Raw genomic sequence first — 23,193 nt, 5'->3', positions numbered from 1 at the left:
AATTAAGGACCCTCATTATTGAGGGTCCTTAATTGTCTTATTAATATTGACATACAAAGCCCTTTCTTTTTCGTCATATTCAGCATGGAATTTACCTTTCGCTGCAATTCCAAAGTGGTTAAAAAATCCTCTGCCAAACACTTTAGTCTTTTTTATATTTTGGCCTTCACTGCTGGCTTTTATCCTAATAACACTAGAATCAGGATCAAAGGCCAGTTCAACTTTACTGACATTCAATTTCCCCCGGGCATATTTGTTCAACACTATTGAATTCTTTGAAATTGTTACCAATGGTAACTTAGGTACTCGTTCGCCACGTGGTTTATAAACTTCAAATGCCATATTTCACACTCCTATTTTTGACATCAACTAAATTATAAATTGAAAACTTGTAATTGTCAATCATTATGTCAAATAAAGGAATTAATTATTTTAAAGCTTAAGTATCAAAATATTTGCCAGCGCTTAAATAGTTCTTTTTCAATGCAACATATATTATGATCGTCAAAGTTTATCCGGTCATGTATTAATTTACAGTTTTCATTATTAGCAGAAACTTGACAAAAACAAAGACTATTTTAGATATTAGCAGGGATTTAGACCTTTTCGGGGAAACGTTATTTAACAGAGGTGTAATTCATGCATAGGGTTGCGAGTAACGCGCTCCTGCCTGGAATGGGAATAGGTCATACGATATATAACAGCAATGGCGAAATATAATTAACAGTAACATTGTTCATTTAAAGCTTACGGACAATAACGTTTTGCCCCCCAGTATTCTCCACCGTAAGCTCTACTGTCAATTGCGCTGATCTGTATGGACGAACCGCTGTTGGGTGAATGAATCATCATACCGTCGCCGATATACATAGCCACATGGTGGATTTGGCCCTGTCCCCCTTTAGCCGCGAAAAACAACAGATCACCCGCTAAAAGAGCGTTTTTATCCACCATCTGACCTTCTCTTGCTTGTTCGTCTGCATCTCTCGGAATGGATATGCCTTGTGACTGGTAGAGCCGCATGGTATACCCGGAACAGTCGAAACCATAGGAAGACGTACCGGCCCATATGTACCGCAGGCCCAAGAAGCTCATTGCTTCATTTACAATTTCCGCCCGGGAAAAAGCTAACTCATTTGTAAGCTTAACATCCTGCCGCGGCAGGTAACCGGTACCGCCGTCGGGCAGCCGAACCGCAACGGCGGTTGTTTCTTCCTCCAGCGCCGGAAGTCTGGTTTGGTAACAAAGCTCGGTAATTGTCTCAGTTAATTCTTGATTTGCATAAAGTTTCGTGAACGGTTTTACAACAACAATATTAGGCTGGGTTTCCAACTCGCTTAAAAAAACCTGTCCGTTAACTATATGGGCCGCCGGCACCCAACCAGGATAGCCTGCATTATTAAGGTTGCTTTTTTGTTTAACAGCCGCCACTTTTAACCATTCACCGCGTCGTTCCAAGACTGTTACCGGCTCTCCATAAAGAGCCTGGGTCTCAGTCTTGCCAACCAGCCACAACCTCATCTCAGTGTCCATGCCGGCAGCCCAGGCGGCCGGATTACTCGGTTTTTCCAAGAGAAGGTGGTCATAGTCGCGGAGTGGACCGGGTTCCGACCAAAACATCGTTACCGGCTCAGTTACCACTCCTTGGGAAAGCACCGCCGGCGCGCCGGTTCCCGTCGATTCAGCCGGCGCTGCCGGTTTGGCCGGTGTAGCTTCGGGGCCGGACTCCAGCCCTGAAGTTAACCGGCATGACATCAACATCAATAATGTCATGGTGGACAATAAAAGAACGCAGCTGCGGGAATAGTTCATTTAATTCAGCTCCTACTTTTCTTCAGGTAGTCAGTACGATTCCTTTATTCTGACTCCTGACTTCTGAGAGTTAATAATATTATATCCCTTAAAATGTGTTTCAGACCTAAACCTCATCTGCGTTTTATAAATCCATTCCGGCTAAACGCCGCAGCTTAATTGCTGCGGCGCTGTCCCTTACGTTTATTTTCATTGGCAATCTATTACTACTCAGGAGTTAGAATGAGAGGATTGTTTATTGTCTCGAAACTCGTGAATACCTAAATACTTTAGAGACTTTTTTCATTTGCCAGGTTAAATTTATTATGCAAGGTATGTACGGCCTTTTCCGCCTCCGCTGCTTCGATGACACAGGACGTTTTAATCTCGGAAGTGCTAATCATTTCCAGGTTAATTCCTTCTTCCGCAAGCGCTTCAAACATCATGGCGGCTACCCCGGGGTTGCTGACCATGCCGGCACCTACAATGGAAACCTTGGCCACACTGTCTTTACTGGTGACTCCGCTGGCGCCAATTTCCGGCAGGAGGTCTTGCACGACAGACAACGCTTTTTTCAAATCGCTCCGTGAGCATGTGAAGGATATATCATTCCTTTCGTCACGTGTCGCGCTTTGAATGATCATATCGACGTTTATTTTTTCATCGGCTAGCGATTTAAATAATTTATAAGCAATGCCGGGCTTATCAAAAACATCGTACAATCCTATCTTGGCAACATTTAAATCGTATGCCACACCGGTAACCACAAGCGACCTTTCCATACTGTCTACCTCCCTTACTATCGTTCCCAAATTAAGATTAAAGCTTGAGCGCACGTGCAGCGGCATCCCGTATTGCATGGCCAATTCCACCGAGCGGGGGTGCAGCACAACGGCGCCGAGGTTGGCCAGTTCCAACATTTCATCATATGAGACCACATCAAGCTTGCGGGCTTCGGAGACAATCCTTGGATCCGTTGTGTAAACCCCGTCAACGTCTGTGTATATTTCGCACAGATCAGCTTTCAACGCGGCGGCAAGAGCTACGGCGGTAGTGTCTGAACCACCGCGGCCCAGAGTGGTAATGTCGTTTCGTTCATTTATTCCTTGAAAGCCGGCCACAATAACGATGTTGCCCTCGTCCAATTCTTTTTGCAGGCGGGCGGTATTAACATTTAATATCCTTGCTTTTGTATGGGCATTATCAGTCAAAATACCTACCTGCGCCCCGGTGAGAGAAATTACCGGCGCTTTTAGTTCCTTGATGGCCATAGCCAGAAGCGCTATTGAAACTTGCTCCCCGGTTGACAAAATAACATCCATTTCCCTTTCCGGCGGGCTGTCGGTTATTCCTTCAACCAGATTAATTAAATCATCAGTCGTGTCACCCATCGCTGATACTACTACTACCACGCTGTGACCTTCAGCCCGCACATCATTAACCCGGCGGGCAACCCGCCGGATCCGTTCAGCGTCAGCCACGGAACTGCCGCCGTACTTCTGCACAACTAACAATAATATCGCCTGCCTTTTCAGTCCGGACGGTTTCGCCGGACATTAAATGATTTATTTCCATAATAAAATTTTATTTTACTTCAAGTGCTCTAGCACCAATCGGACTGGGTTTAAGAACCAAGGTTCTGCACTTTACGCCATTTTGACGGAATGTATCGCCCATCACCCGGGCAATTAAATCAAAGTTGCTGTCAGCAAGAGCAATCACTGACGGTCCCGCGCCGCTCAGAGTAACACCTCTGGCTCCGGCCAATTTTGCCGCGGCCAGCACCTTTTTCATACCCGGAACCAGAACTGAACGGAAGGGCTGGTGAAGGTGATCCTCCATCGCTGTCCCCAACAAGGTAAAATCACCCTTTTGCAAGGCGGCAACCAAAAGAGCAACCCTGCCTAAATTAAAAATAACGTCTTGAAAAGGCACCTGAGACGGCAGAACGTCCCTTGACGCTTTCGTAGCGAGAATGAAATCCGGAATAGCCACAACGCATTTAATGCCTTGAGGCGGTTGTATTTTCATGTTCTTTAATTCACCGTCGGCCTGAACCGAGATCACTATACCGCCCAGGACCGCAGGTGCTACATTATCCGGATGGCCTTCCAGCAAACTGGCAAGGCCAATTATTTCTTTTAAGGAAAGCCTCCCCCCAACAAGTAAATTAGCAGCTATTACCCCGCCAATAATGGCGGCGGTACTGCTTCCCAAACCACGGGCGACTGGTATCTGGTTAATCAGTCGAATTTTCAAGCCCGTGGGTTCGAAACCCACTTGCTTGAAAACTTGCTGCGCGGCCCGAAAAACAAGGTTGTCCACGTCCCTGGAAATATCGGCCGCACCTTCGCCTGTCACTTCGATGGTCAAGCCATGAGGAACTTGGATAATCTCCACTATATTGTATAATTCCAAGGCCATCCCCAGGCAGTCAAAACCGGGGCCGAGGTTGGCGGTGGTAGCGGGCACCTGCACACGAATCATTTGAGGTATTAATCCCCCTCGGTGCGAATCACACTTGTTATATCATAGACAGCGGGCAGTTCTTTTATTGATTTCAATGCCTCCTGGAAATTTCCTTCCAGTACTTCATGCGTTACCAGGACAATTTCCGCTGAATGACCGGAAGTGTGCCTTTGGATGACAGAAGCCAGACTCACTTCATTATTTCCAAAGACTAAGGCAATCCCGGCCAACACTCCGGGCTTGTCGGCAACATGCAAACGCACGTAATATTTGGTCGCGGTTAATCCCATAGGTTTAACCGGCTTTTCCTCAAAACAAGTACAGCTGATTATGCCCGGCACATTTCGCAGCAAATTACGGGCCGCGCTCATCACATCAGCCGTCACGGCGCTGGCGGTAGGCATTTCACCAGCGCCCCGCCCGTAAAACATTACGTCTCCGACTGCGTCGCCCCGGATAAAAATCGCATTGTAAACGTCATTCACCGAAGCCAGCGGGTGGTGTTTCGGAAGCAAGGCCGGGTGCACGCGCACTTCAATGCCTTCATCAGTTTCTTTAGCGATCCCAAGCAGCTTGATTACATAATTCAGTTCGTTGGCGTAAGTTATATCTTCAGCGGTAATCCTGGTAATACCTTCAACAAATACTTGATTTAAAGGCACTCTGGTATTGAAAGCAATTGAGCTCAGGATTGACAGCTTGCGCGCCGCGTCGTAGCCTTCCACGTCGGCGGACGGGTCGGCTTCGGCATAACCGAGTGCCTGCGCCTCCCTGAGCACCTGTTCAAAGTCCATGCTTTCATTGGTCATCCTGGTCAACATGTAGTTTGTTGTCCCATTGATAATACCGATAACCTGCTGGATCCGGTTAGCCGCCAAACATTCTTTCAACGGCCTGATTATGGGTATGCCCCCGGCGACACTTCCTTCAAAAAGGACATCCGCATTACTTGCCTCCGCGGCTTCGAAAAGCTCTTTGCCATGTAAAGCGATCATGTCTTTATTCGCGGTAACCAGGCTTTTGCCCTTTTTTAGCGCCGTCATTGAATATTCCAGGGCCGGGTTAATCCCGCCCATGACCTCTACCACCAGGTCAATCTCAGGGTTTTCAACAATCTCACTGACGTTGGCAGTAAGCAGACCATCACTCAGATCGACGCCCCGGTTTTTCGCCGGGTCCCGCACCAATATTTTTTTTATCTCAACCTTTGCGCCTACTTTTTGCTCTATTCCCTTACTATTATCTTTCAGAATGCGGTACACGCCCCGGCCTACGGTGCCAAGGCCCATCATGCCAACACGAATAACTTTATCAGACACTCTCACTCCCTCTTTCCTTAGACTAATTAACTGTATTGTCACAAACTAATTCGCCTGAAATAGTCCGGTTACCTGCTCTTAGTTAAACATATTCCCAAATTTCATCTTTATATAAACGTATCAAGGGTTAAATTCCTTAATATGCGCGTTCACAACAGTTTATGAGAATTCACCCCTGGTGACATTATACCGTCTCTTTTTTCCAGGTGTCAAACAATGCTTCAGCAAATTTCAGGACTGGCGATGCAAGAAGTTATCGCCAATCCGCACCGCACCCTGCCGGCTAAAATTCCTGCCTGACAAACAGGGCGTACACGGCCAGGGCCAGGACAAAGGCGGCCAGCACCAAGACCCCGATCCCGCCGCGCTTGTATCCGTTCTTTAGCGCCCATCGGCCGTAGGTATATGTATAATAAGTAATTGCCAGAGGGAAAAGCAGCAATAGCCACTTCATGTTCACTCACCAGATTTTACTTGAGTGGTTTTCAACTGGAGGCCGGTCCGCCTGATCCTGGTGTGCACCGTGACGTTAACCTGCGCCTCCGGGTACTTCTGCAGCCAATCAAAATTACGCCATGACTGCACAGTCCAAAAATGGCCCTTCACTTGTTCACCGAAACCGAAAATATCTGATTTGAACTCTTCCTGTGTGCGTTCGATTAGTTTCTGACACCCTTCCCGGATATTTTCTGAAAAAGCTTCTTCCAGGATTGGCTTGTTGTCCGGGCTTTCGTAATTGATGCCGCTTAACATCGCCGCCAGGTCAGCCTCCAAATAAATATCCACGTCAACCGTCACGCTGCCGTCTTCATTAAAGCGGGTAGCGTATTTGGGACTGCGCGCCTGGTGAACACTCAGGCCAATCCCCGAAGGCTCGGCAACAAGCGGGTCAAGGATAATTAAGAAACCATTTTCGAATTGACCACGCAGCATCAGGTAATACCTGGTTTCCTCACCGTTCAAAGTTCCTACCATCTTGTCTCCCCGGAAAACAGCGGTACCGTCAAACTGGGCCTTATTTTCCCCGGTAATCGGCACTTCCCCGGCAACATACCTGCCCAGAGTCTGTTCCCCCCCTTTGACCACACCCGGTTTGGCTGTCTCCAGTCCGCCCTCATGGATAGCCGCCAGCGGCAGGCTGGGTTCTATCGACCAACTCTTGTAATCCTGATAAAACTCTTTAAACATGCTGTTTTGGTATAGCCCGTGGGCTGCCGACAAACTCCCGATCAGTTCGTATTGTTTAGTAGGGCTCAACTCCAGGGGCGGCTGGTTTTTTTCCAGGAAATCTTTCGCTTTGCCGCGGCAGACGAAAACATAAGAGGTGGCCCGCAGTTCATGGTACCGGCTTAAGGTGCTGAACCAGCTTCCCAGACCTTCTCTAGCCATATCCTCTGAAAAAATGTACGCCTTGGTATGAAGCAACGATAAATGCCTGCTGGTTGACGTGCCTAACTGCTCGATCCCGGCAAGCGGGCCGTAGGTCTCCACGCTTTGCACGACAACGTTTTTCCCTTCCCCTTTAGCGCTCCCTCCCCCGCCCATTCCGGCAATAGCTTTGGGGTTGGCTATGCTGACGGTCACTACCATGTTGTCCTTCTCTCCTTTATCGAAGCCCATGGCCAGGACGTAAAACGTCTCGTCGGTCTCCCTGCTGCCAAAACAGCCGGTTAGGAAGAGCAAAGTGAGCGCTGCCAGAAAGAAAAAAAATATCTTAGCTGCCCGCACGCGCACCCCTCCCTTTAAACCAAAGCACCGCGAGAATAAGCAAGGGCAAAAGGTAGTCGGGTAAAAGCATGGCCGACCTTATATAAACCGCGTCCACCTCAATGACGCTGGGCATGTCCAGCGGCAGGAGACTCAAGATAAACATGGCCAGGCCAAGAGGCCAAATCAAGGGACGGTATTCGGGCAGTTTCAGCGACCTGGCCAGGGAAACCGCCGCGGCGTAAAGGAGCAGGGCGATCTTTATAGCCCCGACAATGCCCCAGATCAGGATAAAGATGGCTTCCGGCCGCTGAAAAAAACGGCCGAGATAAATAGTCCTGGCCAGTCTTAAAAAAGGAAGCGTAAATTCTTCGCTGACCGGCCAGCTATAGGTTAAAACAAGGGTTGTTAAAGATAAAAAGAGAATTCCAAAACCCATCAGCATGGCCCGGTATCCGATCCCGGCGAAAATTTTGGCTCCTCCCATAGCCTGGACAATCACTCCCGCTATGATTATCTCAGCTATTCCGGCAGTACTGTAGGTGCCCATTAGAAATACTTCTTTGGGCCCCTTACCGAAAAACGGCAACATATTGTGGAAATTCCAAAAAGGTATTAAAGAAAAAATTAGAATGGACAATCCACCCAGCACATACAGGTAAGTCAGCCGGGCTGTCCGCGCCAGCGCTTCCACGCCGAGATACGCCCCTAATAAACCCATTGCCAAAAACGCAGCATCTATTAGACTGATTGGCGCATAGCGCAAGGTGGTGGTCAGCATCGCCTCACTGAACTCCCTGATAAAAACAGCGCCTGTTACCACTAATATCTGGAACGTGACAAGAATGTTCACGGCCATTCCAATAAACGGACCGAAGGCCTGCTCGGTAATTTCGATAATCGTGCTGCCGGGGCTTTTTTTCAGGACCAGTGACATGAAATAAATCCCGGCTAGGGCAACGGCCAGACCGCCGAGCGGCATCATCCAAACGGCCGGACCGCCGGTATCGACGAGCAACCTGGGATACGACAAGAATATCCTTGCCATACTGGATATTCCCAGAAGAACAACCGCCTCACCCAGGCCAAATCTGCCTTCTTTAATTATCTTTACCACCGTCCTTTTGCTCGAGCCACCCTCTTGAAACGTCAGGCTGCCGGGCAATTTCCAGCGGGTTCAGGTAGTCCGGCCGCTTTTCGTGAAAGAACACCGGCAGCCGGGTCACCACGTCCGCGCCGGTGACCGTCCTGGGCCCGATTGGAGCAAGGTACGGCACACCGAAAGACTTCAGGTTGGCGGTTAAGATGATTTGAGCGAACAGGCCGATAGAGATCCCGAAAAAACCCAGCATCGCTCCCACGGCAATGTAAAAGAAGCGGTAGATCCGCAGAGAAAAAGCCAGGGAGTAATAAGGAATGGCAAAGGAGGACAGTCCGGTCACGGCTACCAGGATCACCAGGATCGGGCTGACAATATTGGCTTGGACGGCGGCCTGGCCTAAAATCAGCGCGCCGACTATGCCGATGGTCGTGCCCATAACGCCGGGTATGCGCAACCCCGCCTCCCGGATCAGTTCAAACGATATTTCCATTAACAGCACCTCGACCAGCGATGGAAACGGTACTCTTTCGCGGTTCCCGGCGATGGCGAGGAGCAGTTCCGTGGGGATCATTTCCTGGTGGAACAGCACAACAGACAGATATAACCCCGGCAGCAAGAAAGACAAGTAAAAGGCCAGGGCGCGCAGGTAGCGGATAAAGGTGCCGAATTGCCAGCGGGTGTATAGCTCCTCACCGGTATGCAGCATCTCGTACATGGTGGTGGGCACGATCAGGGCGAAGGGGCTGCCGTCGACGATAATGCCCACCCTTCCTTCAATAATGCTTGCGGCCACGCGGTCCGGCCGTTCCGTGGCCATCACCGTCGGGTTTAAATTATAAGGGTTGTCCTCGATTAATTCTTCGAGCGTCCCGCTGTCTATAATTAAATCCGTCTTAACGCTGTCAATCCGCCTTTTCACCTCCGCTACCAGGGCGGGGTTGGCCAAGTCGCGCAAATACATAACCGCCACGTTAACTTGGTTACGGGTGCCGACTTTTATAAACTCCGTGGTCAGGTTTTCATTTTTAATTAACTTCCTGATTAAGGCTGTGTTTGTACGCAAAGTTTCCCCGAAAGCTTCCTGCGGCCCGCGGACAACTTGCTCAATCGTTGGCCTATCTATTCCCCGGTGCTCCCAACCCTTGGTTTCGACTAGCAGCGCATCAGCGCATCCTTCTAAGAATAAGGCCGTATCGCCGTAGTTCACCGCGTCTAGAATATCACGAAACCGGGACTGCAGAGTAATCTGGTTGCCCGGCAGCAATCTTTCTTTCACGAATAAAGCCAGTTTGCCTTTCTCCGGCGGGGCGGTCCGGGCGGCAAAAAGCATTAAAGCTTGAAACAGCAAATCCTGGACAGACTTATCCACGAGACCGTCGATGAAAATGACAAAACCATTGATAACCGGTTCTGTTCCGATGACTATATCTCTCATAATGATATCCTTGTTTTCCGGCAGCCCGTATAATATTCCGACAGTATCCCGGTTTTCAGCAAGTGAGGCGCTAACCGACAACTTATCTACCACTGGTTTTTCATTCACTCGCCCGGCAGTTTGCCCTGTTTGAACAGCTCCCGCCTCACCGCTGTCTTTTATCTTTCGGGGTTTTTCCGTAACTTTACCGGCGGGACGAACAGGCTTTTTAAAAGAACCGCGACCGGCCTGTGCTTTTTTTTGTTCGTCCGGACTATTTTTGCCTATAGAGGGAGCTTCGTTCTTACCGGTAGCTTTTTGATCAGCGGAAGTTTCTTTCAGAACAAACCCTTCACGGTCGGGGTTTTCCTCATAGGTGATCAACTTGAGTAAATTTGCTAGAATACTCATACCACACCAGCCATTTTCGGTCATTTAGTGAATATATTGCCCTTAATGGAATGTACTATGCTGTTAAATATTACAAGCGATAAAGACCGCTCTGTTCTTCTTTTTGTGATGATTTTGCAGTTCCGGTTTTTTTATTTTATTAAGGGCAAAATATTTGTAAATCCCACCCGCTGCAAAATAACAGGAAGGGTTTGAGGTGATTCCATGCCAAAACTGACCCAGAGTGAATTTCTGAATTACGCTTTCAAAGAGGCCGTACACCGGGAGGAACTCCAGGGAGTATACTATACTCACTTAGCAAAAACGATCGCGGACACCAGGCTTAAAATAATTTTTCAAGACTTTGCCAGGACCAACTGCGAACATCTGGAACAACTAAAACTTGAAATGAATAATTTGAACATTAAAAATAGTTGATCGGAGTAGAATATTACTTGGATACGCTAGATTTTCTTTATCATGCTCTTGAAGAAAAAATTAACAGTCAGCTATTTTACAACGAACTGTCCGTTAAAGTAGTCAACCCGGTTGCCAGGGAAATTTTTAAACGGCTGCGCGATGAGGAAATGGCTAATGTTATGTTGCTTCAGAGGGAAATAACAACAATCGAAGCCAAGCAATTACCTGTCCATAAAATTATTCCAAGGCTTAAAGTGTGACCCGTGAAGACACATTCCCGGTCTAGCCGGGGGTAACCGGTAATCACCGATTTGACCGCGTTACTTAGAAGGACGGGGCACCATACTATAGAAAAAAGCGAGCAGAGTTAAGCCGCCAATTAATAGAAAATAACTGTACCCCAGTCTCCAGTTTGGGTAAGCAATGCCGCCAAAGCTATAAACCACGGCCTCTATAGTAAGATAAAATACGGAAATATATGCTGTATATGGAAATATATCGCGCCAACGGCCGGGCAACCAGTATAGATAAATTATTGACATCGCATATGTGCCGAAAAATTGAAATAAAGGTATCTCTCCGATATAAATAACGCCCCTGGGGTAGCTGTACAGGTTTAATTTAATCCCAACGTAATCAACTAAAGACATTATGGCAACGCCGATAATACCGGCCAGCCAAAGTTCTTGAACACGTTTTTTCACAAATATTAAACATATCGCCCAGGCGAACAATGCAAAAAGTATATGGGACATAACCTTACCTTTCTGTGTGACTAGCGCAATCCGTTTAAATACTTAAACCAGATAAAAACCAACAACCCGATTAATATTGAGTACAAAGTAAAATTTAGCAGGCTCAAAGTTTATTCTCGCCTCTCTTTACATGCAGCGGTTTAATTGAAGCGTATTCACAAGCCAAGTAAAGCTGGTGAATACAAGCAAATTAATAAAAATACTGGCCGAATGGCTCCAGTGGGTATACTCCAACACGCCAATTTTCAAATAAAGAAGTTCTTCAATGGAAAAAAGGGCTACTACAATCAAGATGTTCACGGTTTGCATCCAACGTGACACCGGCAAAGACTGGGCAAACAAAACACCAACGGTAAAAACTACCCCGAAGGTAAAAAAAACAGACGAACCCAGGATATGAACCAAATTTTTTACATGATACAAATCCAGCTTCATTGCCGCGGTGTCAACCAGTATTTGCAGGATTGAAGCGATAACTCCGCCCCATACCGAGTATTTTAACCGGGACCAGTCCACCAGCAGAAAAAAAATAATCCATGCTATGGCTGCGGTGATCGGCCAGGCGTATTCAGGCAAATTCACGACCTTCTTTCACGTAGAAACTATAAAATAAATCCCTTGCATGATTAATGTATCCCTCATGGGTAAAAAATATAAATTACAAATTATATTTAAGGTGATTTTATTGCGGGTGGCCATCATCGGCGCAGGCCCCAGCGGCCTGGCCTGCGCCCTGGAATTGGAGCGGCGGGGCATTAATCCGGATATTTTTGAGCGCAGCGGTAAAGTGGGCTACGCTGTTCCCAGGGTGGAAATTTTGCTGCAACTATTTCAACGCCCGCAGCGGGACCTGCTGCATTACCTCTTTAACAACTTTGGGATTAAACTTAAACCCCTTTCCAGAGTTCAGAGTTATATCATGTACTCTTCGCGTCATACCGTTCCAATCAAAGGGAAGCTTGGCTATCTGATAGAACGCGGTCAAAGCCGGAACGCGGTTGAAGTGCAGCTTGCCAAAAGTTTACGCTCGAAGATCAAATTCCACACCCATGCCGGTTACCGGGCGCTGGCCAGTGAGTATGACTACGTGGTGGTGGCTGAAGGAAACCATGCCGCTGCTAATGAATTGAAAACGTGGGAAACTACCGTCACCGCCTGGGCCAAAGGGGCAATAGTGTTAGGTAGGTTCGATCCCGGGACCGCCTTTGTTTATTTTAACACTGATTTTGCCAGGCACGGCTTTGGCAGTTTTAAGCCGTTCAATAGTGAGCGGGCATTACTGTCACTTCAAGTACCTTATATAGATCATAGTGAGTTGAACTATTACTGGAACAACTTTATGGAAATAGAAAAATTTCATCCGGAAATCATTGAAACTTATGAATTATTCTATACCGGCGGCGTCACCAGCCGGCAGCAGGTGGATAATATCCTGCTGACCGGCAATAGCGGCGGATTTACAGATAGCTTCCTCGGGCTGGGTCTTTTACCAGGAATGATTAGCGGAGCCATGGCGGGTAAAGCGATTGCCGAGGGGCTGAACTACGAGCGGCTGGTCAGCCCTCTAATCAGTCAAGTCAAGCGTCTGTCCGCATTCAGAAAGGCCTTTAACACTATGAATAATGATTCCCTCGACCATTTAATCGGCACAATCGGTCTGCCTGGGATCAAGCATATTATTTACAACACCAACGTAGATGTGCTCAATCTTTTATATCCCTTTATTGTCAAGTACTTCAGGAAAAATTAAACCGGCCTGGTGACCGGTTAACTTTCTTAGATTATTATACAAATCAGTCCGCCCGAGCCGTCGTTGACAATGCGCTGCAGAGTCTCTTGCAGTTTTAGCTGGGCGTTTTCCGGCATGCGCTGAATCTTGTTCTGAATTCCTTCCCTTACCAGATCATGCACGGATTTGCCGAAGATTTCCGACTTCCAAATTTTTTGCGGATTTTCCTCAAACTCATTCAACATATATCTGACCAGTTCTTCGCATTGTCTCTCCGTACCGATGATTGGCGTAATTTCAGTGGTAATGTCAGCCTTGATCATATGCAAAGATGGGGCGCTTGCCTTTAATCTCACCCCGAAGCGGTTGCCCTGGCGGATGAGTTCCGGTTCGTCCAGGATCAACTCATCCAAGGTTGGTGTTACCACACCGTATCCGGCGCCCCTGACTTCGCTCAAAGCGCTTGCCACCTTGTCATACTCCCGCTTCGCCACACTCAGGTCTGTAACCAGGCGGAACAGGTCTTTCTCCCCTTCCACATTAAATCCGGACTGCTCGCTCAGCACCTGGTAGAACAATTCCGCAGCGGACGTAACGTTTATTGAAGCAGAGCCGGTACCCATGTCCAAATTCCGCAGGGTGGCCTGATCGATGAAATCATAGTCCGCCAAAAACTCCACCGCCCCGTTGATATCCCTCAACCTGCGGATATTTTTGACAGTCTCCCGGATCGATTCCTCAAACTTCTGGCGAAGCCAGTGTTTGAAATCCAATACTTCAACCCAGGGGGGCAGGCTGATATTTACTTCGTTAACCGGAAATTCATACAGGAGCTTCTCCAGCACATATAATACATCAGCCTGGGACATTTGCGAACAGTCAATGGGAATTACCGGCACGTCGTACTTTTCGCTTAATTCCGCGGCCATTTTTCTGGTTTCATCCTCATCCGGCGCGGTTGAATTAAATAGAACAAGGAAAGGACGGTTGATATCCTTCATTTCTTCAATGACCTTTTCTTCAGCTTCGACATAGCTTTCCCTTGGAATATCTGTAATTGACCCGTCCGTAGTGACGACCAGCCCCATAGTCGAATGTTCGGAAATTACTTTTCTGGTCCCAACTTCAGCGGCTTCCTGAAAGGGAATCGGCTCTTCAAACCAAGGTGTCGACACCATCCGCGGCTCGTTTTCTTCTTCATACCCGAGTGCGCCCTCGACACGGTAGCCAACGCAATCAACCATTCTCATCTTAATATTCAAATTAGGGGTAATCTGGATTTCCACAGCCTCGTTTGGAATAAACTTCGGCTCGGTGGTCATCACTGTCCGTCCGGCCCCGCTTTGCGGTAATTCATCCTTGGCCCGCTCACGGTCATAAATATTTTTCATGTTGGGTAAAACCATTAATTCCATAAATCGCTTAATAAATGTGGATTTGCCGGTGCGGACGCCTCCAACCACACCGAGATACATATCCCCCCCGGTGCGTTCCGCAATATCGCGGAAAATATCGGTTTTTTCCATTTTTCACACTCCCTCCCGTAAAAGATTTAATAAGGATTTTCTCAAAAGGTGAATCCGTATGAAGCGCACGCATCCCTCCTCCACAAGAGAAAAAGTCATAATATTAAACTCATTCGTGAAACCTAGTCCACGGTTATTTTTTTCCAGTGGCATACAATAACAATATATATATATGGACTGTTTTAAGTGAATATAACCTGGGAAATGAAAAATCCAAAAAATATTTTCCATAATTAACCTGGCACAAATCAGGGCGCTCATAGCTGGTATCAATGTTTATTTCAACGGATATTATAATATTAAGAAACGGCTAGCTTAAGCTTGATAATTTCAGACTAAAAATGGATTTCAAAAATACCACCTTGATAACTAAATATTCTTAATGGAAAAATGAGTTTTTATATTAGGTAGATGAAAACAATGTCTACCTAACTTTTATGAGAGGAGAAATTTTCTTGTCGGAAAGCGCTCAAGTCATTTTTGCCACTGCGGTATTCTTAATTACATACGCAGTGATAGTATCAGAAATAGTTCATCGCACTGTGGTTGCATTGGTAGGAGCTAGTTTGATGGTCTCAACGAAAATATTAGGTCTGGACCAAGCTGTCGCAGCTATAGATTTCAATACCGTTGGCTTACTGGTGGGTATGATGATAATCGTTGGCATCACCAGGCGAACAGGCATTTTTGAATACCTGGCAATTAAGGCTGTAAAAAGTTCGAAAGGGGAGCCACTTAAAATTATCGCTGCTTTGTCTTTGATTACAGCTGTCTTGTCTGCGTTATTAGATAACGTTACGTCTGTGCTTTTAATTGTGCCGGTAACCTTTGCTATAGCCAAGCAACTAGAACTCAACCCGGTGCCGTTCCTGATAGCAGAAATTATATCCTCCAATATTGGCGGTGCAGCTACTTTAATAGGTGACCCGCCCAATATTATGATTGGTAGTGCCACTGAACTAGGCTTTATGGATTTCCTCATTAACCTGTTGCCTGTAATAATTATCATATATATTTTGACCATATTTTATATGCAAATTATATTTCGAAAACAACTAGTATCTAGACCGAAACTTCAAGATATTATTATGAAAATTGATGAAAAGGATCAGATAAAAGATGCCAAGTTATTAAATAAATGTCTGGTAGTTCTTTTTATTACCGTCCTGGGTTTTGTTTTACACCAATATATACACCTCGAATCATCAGTTATAGCCCTGTCGGGGGCCAGCTTGTTGCTTCTGGCTACCGGGGATGACACGGAACATTCCTTGCAAGCAGTTGAATGGCCCGTTATATTCTTCTTTATCGGCCTATTCGTGGTAGTGGGAGCTTTAGAAAAGGTAGGTGTGATTGAATTAATGGCTAAGTGGTCTCTGGCGGTGACTGGCGGCAGCATGGTTCCAACAGCCATGCTGATTCTTTGGTTATCTGCCATAGCTTCGGCCTTTGTTGACAATATTCCCTTTGTCGCCGCAATGATTCCATTAATCCAAGAGATGGGCCGTTTGGGAGGTATTGCGGACTTAAATTTTTTCTGGTGGTCGCTGTCGTTAGGTGCTTGTCTAGGTGGCAACGGGACTGTTATAGGTTCATCGGCTAATGTGGTCGTTATAGGTATGGCCGAAAAGCAGGAGTTAAATATCAGCTTTATAAATTATATGAAGGTGGCTTTCCCACTGATGTTATTGTCTATATCGGCATCCACTGTTTATCTTCTTTTCTGGTATTTGTTCAATACCATGACAAATATTGCGGTAACTTTGGGTATAGCAGTAATTCTTGCTTTAATTATAAAACCACTCACCAAGATGCTAATAAAACAAAAACGTGTTACAGATAAGTAAGCCGTTACCATCTAACGGCTGGTTTAAGTATAAAAATGCTCTAAATTTCAGGATTATATACTTATATTTGATAAAGGCTAATATGAGCAGTTATTATTCAGCAATTTTACGGTCATCCTGGCCACTTCTTCCATTTCCCGGGTGCGCCCCCTGCTCATTAGGTTGTTTACAGCAGTCCCCGGGGAAAGCTCCTCGAAGAGTACCTTGTAGATCTGAGCAGTTATAGGCATTTCCACGGCATAACGCGCGGAAAGCTGGTGGGCGGCGCGAGTGGTGCGGACACCTTCAACTACCATGCCAACCAGTTCCAAAGCTTCACTAACTGAACTTCCTTTGCCAATGGCGATACCTGCCCGCCGGTTGCGGCTGTGTCTACTGGTACAGGTTACGATTAAGTCGCCCACGCCGGCCAAACCGGCAAAAGTCAGCGGATTGGCGCCCATGATTACGCCCAGACGGGTAATCTCTGCTAAACCGCGTGTCATCAGGGCTGCTTTAGTGTTGTCGCCGAAGCTTAAGCCTTCAGCGATACCGGTACCCAGGGCGATAATATTTTTCAAGGCGCCGCCCAACTCCACACCAAGCAAATCCGGGTTGGTATAAACTCTGAAGCTCTCACTCATCAACAATTCCTGGACATATTCAGCGGTCTCCATCTGGTGTGACGCCGCTACTACCGCCGTTGGAAGATCCCGGCCGACTTCTTCAGCATGACTGGGGCCGGACAAACCTGCGTATTTTTGGAGCAATTCCGTGCCGGCTTCCTGGGCAAAAACATCCGACATGCTGATGAGACTTGTTTCTTCAATACCCTTTGCAGTATTTACATAGATCACGTCATTCGCCAGAAGGGGACGGCTTTGGCGCACAACCTCGCGAAAAGCGTGAGAAGGCACGCTAAAAAAAATTACCCCTGCTTTCCAGAAAGTCTGCTCCAGATCAGCTGTTACTTCTATATTTTGGTGAACCGCCACGCCGGGCAGGTAATGTCTGTTTTCTCCGGCGGCATTTATTTCTTCAGCCAATTCAGGCCGGCGGGCCCACATCTTAACCCGGCAACCCTTTTTGGCAAGAAGCACCGCCAGGGCTGTAGCCCAACTCCCGGCGCCGATAACTCCGACCAGTTCCCTCACCTGTTTTACCTCCTATTTTTTTCTGATTGTATACTATGTCGAAAATATTAGAATAACTTTCTCACTCTGGGTTCCGTCCCCGTAAACAACCTCTTAATATTGGGAATATGTTTAACCACCGCAAAGGCAGCGATAAAAACGCCCAGCGCAAGATAAGGCCGCTCCAGGTGAAAAGCCAGCATCAGGAAAGGTATTGAAGACACCGCCAGTAAGGAACCAATGGATACATATCTGGTAATGACCACGGCAACAACCCAAATTGCCGCGGCTAAAGCACCGACAGGAAGGGAAACGGCGGCCAGCACCCCAACCCCTGTGGCAACCAGCTTGCCGCCTTTAAAACCGAGAAAAACCGGCCAACTGTGCCCGGTCAGCACCGCCACGGCTGCTAGAGCCACTAGTGATGGTCCGCCGAAATGCTTGGCCAAAATGACGGCCAGCACTCCTTTCCCGAGATCCCCCGCCAGGGCGACAACCCCCGCCGCCGGCCCCGCGTTGCGCCACACATTGGTGGTGCCGACATTGCCGCTTCCCAAGCCGCGTATATCAATTCCCTTCCAGTAACGGGCAGTCAGATAACTGGCGGGAATAGAGCCAATTAAGTAGCTAGCCAATACGATCCAGATATAATGCAAGAATATTATCTCCCTTTCATTTGAACAAACAGGTATTCATATTCTACTGTTCTTCTTTAGAGCGCCTGCGCAAGCCAAACCAAATCGGTGTCCCTTCAAATCCATAAGCGTTTCTGAACTGGTTTTCCAGGTAACGCCGATAAGAAAAATGCATTAATTCCGGCTCATTCACAAACAAGATAAACTTAGGAGGTTTTACCCCGCCCTGAGTCGCATACATAATTTTCAACCGCCTGGACTTGTCTCCCGGCGGAGGATTATGCATTACAGCTTCTTTGATCAAGTTGTTTATGTTAGGGGTGCTCAGCCTTATCGCATGCTGTCCCGCGACAAAATCAACCAGTTCCAACACCCTGGGCACTCGCTGCCCGGTGAGAGCCGAAATATAAATAACCGGAGCATATTGCATAAAGCTTAATTCCTTGCGAATATTTTCGGTAAAGCGGTTCATTGTGCGGTCATCCTTATTAATCAGGTCCCATTTATTCACCACTATTACCGTAGCCTTTCCCGCTTCATGGGCATACCCGGCGATGCGCTTGTCCTGCTCTGTAACCCCTGCCACAGCGTCCAGCACAATCAATACAACATCACTCCGGTCTACAGCCTTTAATGCCCTTATCGCGCTGTATTTTTCCGTAAGTCCGCCGACCTTGCTCTTACGCCGCATGCCAGCCGTGTCAATGATTACATATGGCCTGCCGTCCCGTTCAAAAGGAGTGTCGATAGCGTCGCGGGTAGTACCGGATATTTTACTGACAATTACCCGCTCCTCGCCTAAAATGGTATTGACTAAAGAAGACTTGCCGACATTGGGGCGGCCGATCACAGCAATCTTGATTGTGTCTGCCGGATACTTTTCCTCTTCTTCATGGGGGAGCAATTCAACCAGCCTGTCCAGCAAGTCGCCGGTATTGAGACCCTCCGCCGCTGATACGGGAACCGGCTCTCCCAAGCCCAGGCGATAAAATTCATAAAGCTGGGTTTGGGAACCGTAATTTTCCACTTTATTGGCGGCAAGTACAGCCGGTTTATTTAAACGTCGAATGATTGCAGCTGCGTCTTCGTCGTCGGGATTTAACCCCGCCCTGGCGTCAACCACAAACAATACCACATTGGCCTCTTGTATGGCGAGCTCAATCTGCCGCCGGACCCCCCGGTTAATTTCCCCGTTTTCTTGGAAATCCAGCCCGCCTGTGTCCACCAGGGTAAAGCTGCGGCCGGCCCACTCGGCTTCCAGGTAAAGGCGGTCCCTGGTTACTCCGGGCTCATCTTCAACTATAGCCACCCGACCGCCGACAATCCGGTTAAAAAGAGTTGACTTGCCCACATTAGGCCGACCTACTATTGCTACTACCGGTTTGGGCACCGGTCTTCACCTCCAAAATAACTTTCAACAGTCAGCGGCCGGTGGATGGAATCAGGATTTCCACTAACTGCCGTGGACCGCCGGCCACGGCAACCGGCTTATGCAAATGCCTGGATATTTCCGGCAAGGTCAGTCCATCCAGGAAAATCTCCTCGTCTTTTTTTAACATCACTGCCGGGAGCACAAGAAGATCCCCTATCTCGCCGGGATTAAGCTGAGCAATCAAATCTTGACCGGTAACCAAACCGGCTACCGTAATCTGCTCACCGAAAAAATGATTTTTTATTACAGATATGGAAACATTCAGTCCCTTAACGTTATTAAGTCCGGCCGCCACCGGCCTGAGCGCTTTTTCCCCCAGCATACCTGTGGCTAAGGTAGCCTTGAGCTTTGGCGCCTTTCTGGGCAATCCGGCTTTAGCTATCTCCCACTCGTCCAGAAAAAGGCGGGTTAAACCAACTCCGTTTTCCACCTGAGGAAAACCGGCATATCTTTCCGCGTTAGGGATCTGTTCACCGGACAGCAGGTAAAATTCATCCGCAGCGTAAACAAACGGGTTATTCAGACGTTCAAGAAAATCGTCCTGCTTTTGAGTGACCCATTGTAACAATCGCGCCGCCTCGTCACGATGGAAAGTCCGCAGTTGACAGCAATCTTGTCTGAACCTGGTCAGTCCTACCGGCACCAAGGCCAGAGAGCCAACTGCCGGCCACAGGCCAACCAGGTCGGCTAAAGTCCGTTCAAGCTCTTTTTCATCATTTAATCCGGGACAAAGCACCACTTGGGTATGCATTTCTATACCCGCCCCGGCCAGGTATTTAAGCTGTTCGGAAATCAGGCCGGCTTGTTTGTTCCCCAGCATCCGCTCCCGCAGCTCCGGATTGGTTGTATGAACCGATATATACAGAGGACTAAGCCGCTGCCTGGCAATCCTCCTCAACTGCTCATCCTGCAGGTTGGTAAGGGTGATAAAATTACCGTTCCAAAAGGAAAGCCGGTAATCATCATCCTTTAGATAAAGTGTCTGCCGCATGTCAGGCGGCATTTGATCAACAAAACAAAAAAGGCATTTATTAGCGCAGTGGATGGTGTGTCCGAAGTTGCGCGGACCAAAATCAATGCCCAGAGGCTCGTCGTAATCTTTTTCAACATCCAGAAGCCAACGGCCGCCATCCCGCTTTGTTATGATCATATCCAAACTCTCGTCAGTTTCTAAAAAACGGAGGTCTATTAAATCCCGCACCGGTTCGCCGTTGATCCGCACTATCCGGTCACCCGGTTCCAGCCCAAGCTCGCCGGCGATACTGCCCGGCTCCACCCTGAATACTTCCAGGCCTAGTTGCCTCACGGGCGCCCCTCCCTGCCGCTGTTCTCAAACCATTATCTATAAATTCCATTATATAGTCAAGGGAGTTTTCCTTTCCCTTGTTTCTGCTCATGCACTAATTGGTTTAGAGAATCAAAGATCTTTTTGACACCGGCTAAGACAATTGTTCTCCCCAAAGGAGTTAATATTACAGAACGGCATAAGATTTGTCCCGCCCGCAATAAATAATTTTCTCTGAATTTAATATCCACCATGTATAGCTCTTCTGGCGCACGTTGATAAATGCTGATAAAGCTGTCAATCAGACGGTTGATCAAGGCACGGTCACCTTTAATTGAAAGGGCGAATATTTTATTGCCTTGTTCATCCTCTCCCAGGGATATTATTTCTCCTTCATTGTTTTTATTTAATTTCATAAAAGGAAGGCTCCACAATGCGCTGACGGCCGGCTCCTTACCCGCCGGCAGAGAGCCTGAATGAATTGCGCCGGCCAAACCGGCGAGGGGAAATTTACTGCCGCTGACGTATAGAATTTTCTTCACCGCAACACCTGATTGCTTTTTTTACTTGCCGAACTAAATTAATAACCTGTAAATAAGCCGCCTGAGTGCCCAGCGTGACTATCGGACGTCCGACTCTGATAAAACCGCACCGCCTGGAGAGATAACCGCCTAACTTCATTGTCCAGTTCACATTTTTCATTACATCAACCAGTAGATATTCTTCCGCCGGTATCTCAAAAATACCGGCCAAACCTTTGAAAATGTTTTGGAAAACAAGCGGTCTGCCCCGGCACGCCGAAAAATATATCTCATTACCGGCTTCGTCCAGGCCCATAAAAAAAATATGCCCGTGCTCATCTTTTTCTTGCCGGTCATAAAAAGGTATTTCCCAGAATGCCTTCAGGCCCGGCACACGGTCCGCGGGTAACATTCCCAGATGGATGGACGCGGCTGTGACCGAGGAATGGGCGCCGCCGTAACAGTGATAGATTATTTTCATCAAGCATGCTCCTCTAATGCCGGACAATTACCAATGTCCCGTTCTCTAAATCATGCACCGTCGCGTCCAGCATTTTTGACAAGTAACGGGCCATTTTTTCCTGTTTTTCTTCATCACCGGCAAAAAAAATAGGGGCACCCCCGCTCACTTCTTCCATATTAAGGGTGATAACAGCTAATATTGTGCCCGTTGTCGCATTAAACAATTCACATCACCTTATCTTCAACAGACTTGATGCTTGGTCCCGCATTCAACGGCTTGCTCCTGGCGCTCTCCAGCACTGGCGTGAGCTTTACCGCGGCAATCAACTTTTCAATGTCCTTATGTACAGGTACAATATAAAGTCCAACCTCACCGGTATCCGGGTTTTTCCTGGCCAGAGGGGTAAACTCAGGCAAGTCCACATCTTTCTTTGTTCCCAGGAAAACAGCGGCGGTAAAGGCAATCGCCGTCCGCTGGCCAATATCATGAATAGTGGCGCGGGCGTTGCTGTTCTTTGGCTTGATCATCACGGCCAATCCGTCTTGCAATATTTTATCCCGCATTGATTTGAGACCGATATTGATTAAGCCAATCTCGTCAATTTTTAAGATACTTCCGTCGAAGCTCAGCCTTGCGGGGACCACATCACAGATATCACCGATGATCTCACCCGACATAAAATAATAGCTGGCGTAAAGCATGAGAAAGGCTGCGAATACCGCTGCCGGGACCCCGCCAAACTGGGCTGCCAAAGCGGTAATCAGAGATGTCCCCATTACCAGGTAGTTCCTGGCTTCAAAAGTCCTCGCTATTCCTTCGATGTAATCCAGACCTCTTTTTACCAGTTCTGTTTTCTCCAGGCTTTCCAGCGTCTGCCGCTCCATATTGCGTATTTCCCGGAATTGCTGCGCAGCTAATGTTAAAAAAGTAACCGCGACAAAATCGGGCTTTAATAAAGCGGGAACAGCGACAGCGCCAAGCGCGGAGGCTATTAAGCCAAGGGCCGTATGGGTCAAGTAGCCGTGTGGGTACCCGGGATATTGACGGTAGTCAATCCGCAGCAAAATAATTCGGGCCGCGGTGCCGGCTAAAACACCAATCAATATCACAGCCAGGTAATCAGGATAATAATGAGACAGTCCCCTCACCCCCTGAAATATCACAAAACCCAAGATGCGGCTCTTATCCGTGCGAAGGGTGACATAACCGGACTGCAGCGCGAAAATTGGCGGCAGGGCCGCCAATTTGATGCCGCAAGTCCGGTCAGATTAGAGCG

General features: G+C 47.7%; 24 protein-coding genes. 4 read left to right on the top strand and 20 right to left on the bottom strand.

Annotated elements, in window-relative coordinates; all coding sequences use genetic code 11:
• Positions 1–15 precede the first annotated feature (15 nt).
• The 9 genes from A4E54_RS15345 to A4E54_RS15305 all read right to left on the bottom strand — a co-directional run bounded on the left by A4E54_RS15345 (position 16) and on the right by A4E54_RS15305 (position 10,213).
• Complete coding sequence (locus A4E54_RS15345; RefSeq protein WP_240082914.1) at positions 16–342, bottom strand: hypothetical protein; 327 nt, start codon at positions 340–342, stop codon at positions 16–18.
• 405 nt (positions 343–747) lie between these two features.
• Complete coding sequence (locus A4E54_RS15340) at positions 748–1,812, bottom strand: C40 family peptidase (RefSeq protein ID WP_240082915.1); 1,065 nt, start codon at positions 1,810–1,812, stop codon at positions 748–750.
• Positions 1,813–2,081: 269 nt separating this feature from the next.
• A complete protein-coding gene (locus tag A4E54_RS15335) occupies positions 2,082–3,305 on the bottom strand; it encodes an aspartate kinase (protein ID WP_286726621.1) in 1,224 nt (407 codons plus the stop codon).
• A 70-nt stretch (positions 3,306–3,375) separates the two neighbouring features.
• Positions 3,376–4,278 (bottom strand): homoserine kinase, encoded by a 903-nt coding sequence (thrB, locus tag A4E54_RS15330; protein ID WP_240082917.1) that lies wholly within the window; start codon positions 4,276–4,278, stop codon positions 3,376–3,378.
• Between the two features lie 8 nt (positions 4,279–4,286).
• On the bottom strand, positions 4,287–5,579 hold the full coding sequence (locus tag A4E54_RS15325) for a homoserine dehydrogenase (RefSeq protein WP_240082918.1): 1,293 nt from the start codon (positions 5,577–5,579) through the stop codon (positions 4,287–4,289).
• Positions 5,580–5,862: 283 nt separating this feature from the next.
• The gene (locus A4E54_RS15320; protein WP_286726619.1) at positions 5,863–6,033 is read right to left on the bottom strand and encodes a hypothetical protein; all 171 of its coding nucleotides are present in this window, start codon (positions 6,031–6,033) and stop codon (positions 5,863–5,865) included.
• 2 nt (positions 6,034–6,035) lie between these two features.
• On the bottom strand, positions 6,036–7,307 hold the full coding sequence (locus A4E54_RS15315; RefSeq protein ID WP_286726618.1) for a Ger(x)C family spore germination protein: 1,272 nt from the start codon (positions 7,305–7,307) through the stop codon (positions 6,036–6,038).
• The gene (locus A4E54_RS15310; RefSeq protein ID WP_286726617.1) at positions 7,294–8,403 is read right to left on the bottom strand and encodes a GerAB/ArcD/ProY family transporter; all 1,110 of its coding nucleotides are present in this window, start codon (positions 8,401–8,403) and stop codon (positions 7,294–7,296) included. Before A4E54_RS15310 ends, A4E54_RS15315 begins: the two co-directional genes overlap by 14 nt.
• Positions 8,387–10,213, bottom strand: coding sequence for a spore germination protein (locus tag A4E54_RS15305; protein WP_240082922.1), 1,827 nt, complete (start codon positions 10,211–10,213; stop codon positions 8,387–8,389). The genes A4E54_RS15310 and A4E54_RS15305 overlap by 17 nt, the downstream gene beginning before the upstream one ends.
• A gap of 204 nt (positions 10,214–10,417) precedes the next feature.
• On the opposite strand from A4E54_RS15305, the gene A4E54_RS15300 reads away from it, so the two are divergent.
• Both A4E54_RS15300 and A4E54_RS15295 read left to right on the top strand, forming a co-directional pair.
• On the top strand, positions 10,418–10,630 hold the full coding sequence (locus A4E54_RS15300) for a hypothetical protein (protein WP_240082923.1): 213 nt from the start codon (positions 10,418–10,420) through the stop codon (positions 10,628–10,630).
• A 17-nt stretch (positions 10,631–10,647) separates the two neighbouring features.
• Entirely contained in the window at positions 10,648–10,872 is a 225-nt protein-coding gene (locus A4E54_RS15295) for a ferritin family protein (RefSeq protein WP_240082924.1), read from the top strand.
• 60 nt (positions 10,873–10,932) lie between these two features.
• Here the strand turns inward: A4E54_RS15295 and A4E54_RS15290 are convergent, their stop codons facing one another.
• Together A4E54_RS15290 and A4E54_RS15285 are read right to left on the bottom strand one after the other, a co-directional pair.
• Positions 10,933–11,316, bottom strand: a complete 384-nt coding sequence (locus A4E54_RS15290) for a hypothetical protein (RefSeq protein ID WP_240082925.1) — start codon at positions 11,314–11,316, stop codon at positions 10,933–10,935.
• 177 nt (positions 11,317–11,493) lie between these two features.
• Complete coding sequence (locus A4E54_RS15285) at positions 11,494–11,943, bottom strand: hypothetical protein (RefSeq protein WP_240082926.1); 450 nt, start codon at positions 11,941–11,943, stop codon at positions 11,494–11,496.
• 115 nt (positions 11,944–12,058) lie between these two features.
• Between A4E54_RS15285 and A4E54_RS15280 the strand changes: the two genes are divergently transcribed.
• Positions 12,059–13,117, top strand: coding sequence for an NAD(P)/FAD-dependent oxidoreductase (locus tag A4E54_RS15280; RefSeq protein WP_286726697.1), 1,059 nt, complete (start codon positions 12,059–12,061; stop codon positions 13,115–13,117).
• Between the two features lie 26 nt (positions 13,118–13,143).
• Here the strand turns inward: A4E54_RS15280 and spoIVA are convergent, their stop codons facing one another.
• Entirely contained in the window at positions 13,144–14,622 is a 1,479-nt protein-coding gene (spoIVA, locus tag A4E54_RS15275) for a stage IV sporulation protein A (protein ID WP_240082928.1), read from the bottom strand.
• Between the two features lie 455 nt (positions 14,623–15,077).
• Between spoIVA and A4E54_RS15270 the strand changes: the two genes are divergently transcribed.
• Positions 15,078–16,469 carry an ArsB/NhaD family transporter gene (locus A4E54_RS15270; protein ID WP_240082929.1) on the top strand — a complete coding sequence of 464 codons (1,392 nt, stop codon included), beginning with the start codon at positions 15,078–15,080 and terminating at the stop codon, positions 16,467–16,469.
• A 77-nt stretch (positions 16,470–16,546) separates the two neighbouring features.
• Here A4E54_RS15270 and A4E54_RS15265 read toward each other — a convergent pair whose 3' ends face one another.
• From A4E54_RS15265 to A4E54_RS15230, 8 genes are read right to left on the bottom strand one after another with little or no spacing between them, the layout of a single operon-like run.
• Entirely contained in the window at positions 16,547–17,602 is a 1,056-nt protein-coding gene (locus A4E54_RS15265; RefSeq protein ID WP_286726615.1) for an NAD(P)H-dependent glycerol-3-phosphate dehydrogenase, read from the bottom strand.
• Positions 17,603–17,649: 47 nt separating this feature from the next.
• A complete protein-coding gene (gene plsY, locus A4E54_RS15260; RefSeq protein WP_240082931.1) occupies positions 17,650–18,237 on the bottom strand; it encodes a glycerol-3-phosphate 1-O-acyltransferase PlsY in 588 nt (195 codons plus the stop codon).
• A gap of 43 nt (positions 18,238–18,280) precedes the next feature.
• Positions 18,281–19,606, bottom strand: a complete 1,326-nt coding sequence (der, locus tag A4E54_RS15255; protein ID WP_286726614.1) for a ribosome biogenesis GTPase Der — start codon at positions 19,604–19,606, stop codon at positions 18,281–18,283.
• A 31-nt stretch (positions 19,607–19,637) separates the two neighbouring features.
• Positions 19,638–20,954, bottom strand: coding sequence for a DUF512 domain-containing protein (locus tag A4E54_RS15250; protein WP_240082933.1), 1,317 nt, complete (start codon positions 20,952–20,954; stop codon positions 19,638–19,640).
• Positions 20,955–21,010: 56 nt separating this feature from the next.
• Positions 21,011–21,475, bottom strand: a complete 465-nt coding sequence (locus A4E54_RS15245; protein ID WP_240082934.1) for a DUF3189 family protein — start codon at positions 21,473–21,475, stop codon at positions 21,011–21,013.
• The gene (locus tag A4E54_RS15240; protein WP_240082935.1) at positions 21,444–21,935 is read right to left on the bottom strand and encodes a DUF3189 family protein; all 492 of its coding nucleotides are present in this window, start codon (positions 21,933–21,935) and stop codon (positions 21,444–21,446) included. Before A4E54_RS15240 ends, A4E54_RS15245 begins: the two co-directional genes overlap by 32 nt.
• Before the next feature lie 13 nt (positions 21,936–21,948).
• On the bottom strand, positions 21,949–22,140 hold the full coding sequence (locus A4E54_RS15235; protein WP_240082936.1) for a capping complex subunit for YIEGIA: 192 nt from the start codon (positions 22,138–22,140) through the stop codon (positions 21,949–21,951).
• A 1-nt stretch (position 22,141) separates the two neighbouring features.
• Positions 22,142–23,056, bottom strand: a complete 915-nt coding sequence (locus tag A4E54_RS15230; protein ID WP_376741792.1) for a YIEGIA family protein — start codon at positions 23,054–23,056, stop codon at positions 22,142–22,144.
• Between the last annotated feature and the right edge of the window lie 137 nt (positions 23,057–23,193).

The sequence above is a fragment of the Pelotomaculum sp. PtaB.Bin117 genome (assembly GCF_002067195.1).
Lineage (GTDB): Bacteria > Bacillota > Desulfotomaculia > Desulfotomaculales > Pelotomaculaceae > Pelotomaculum_D > Pelotomaculum_D terephthalicicum.
The sequence above is the reverse complement of the archived record's forward strand: the minus strand, read 5'-3'. Positions and strand labels throughout refer to the sequence as shown.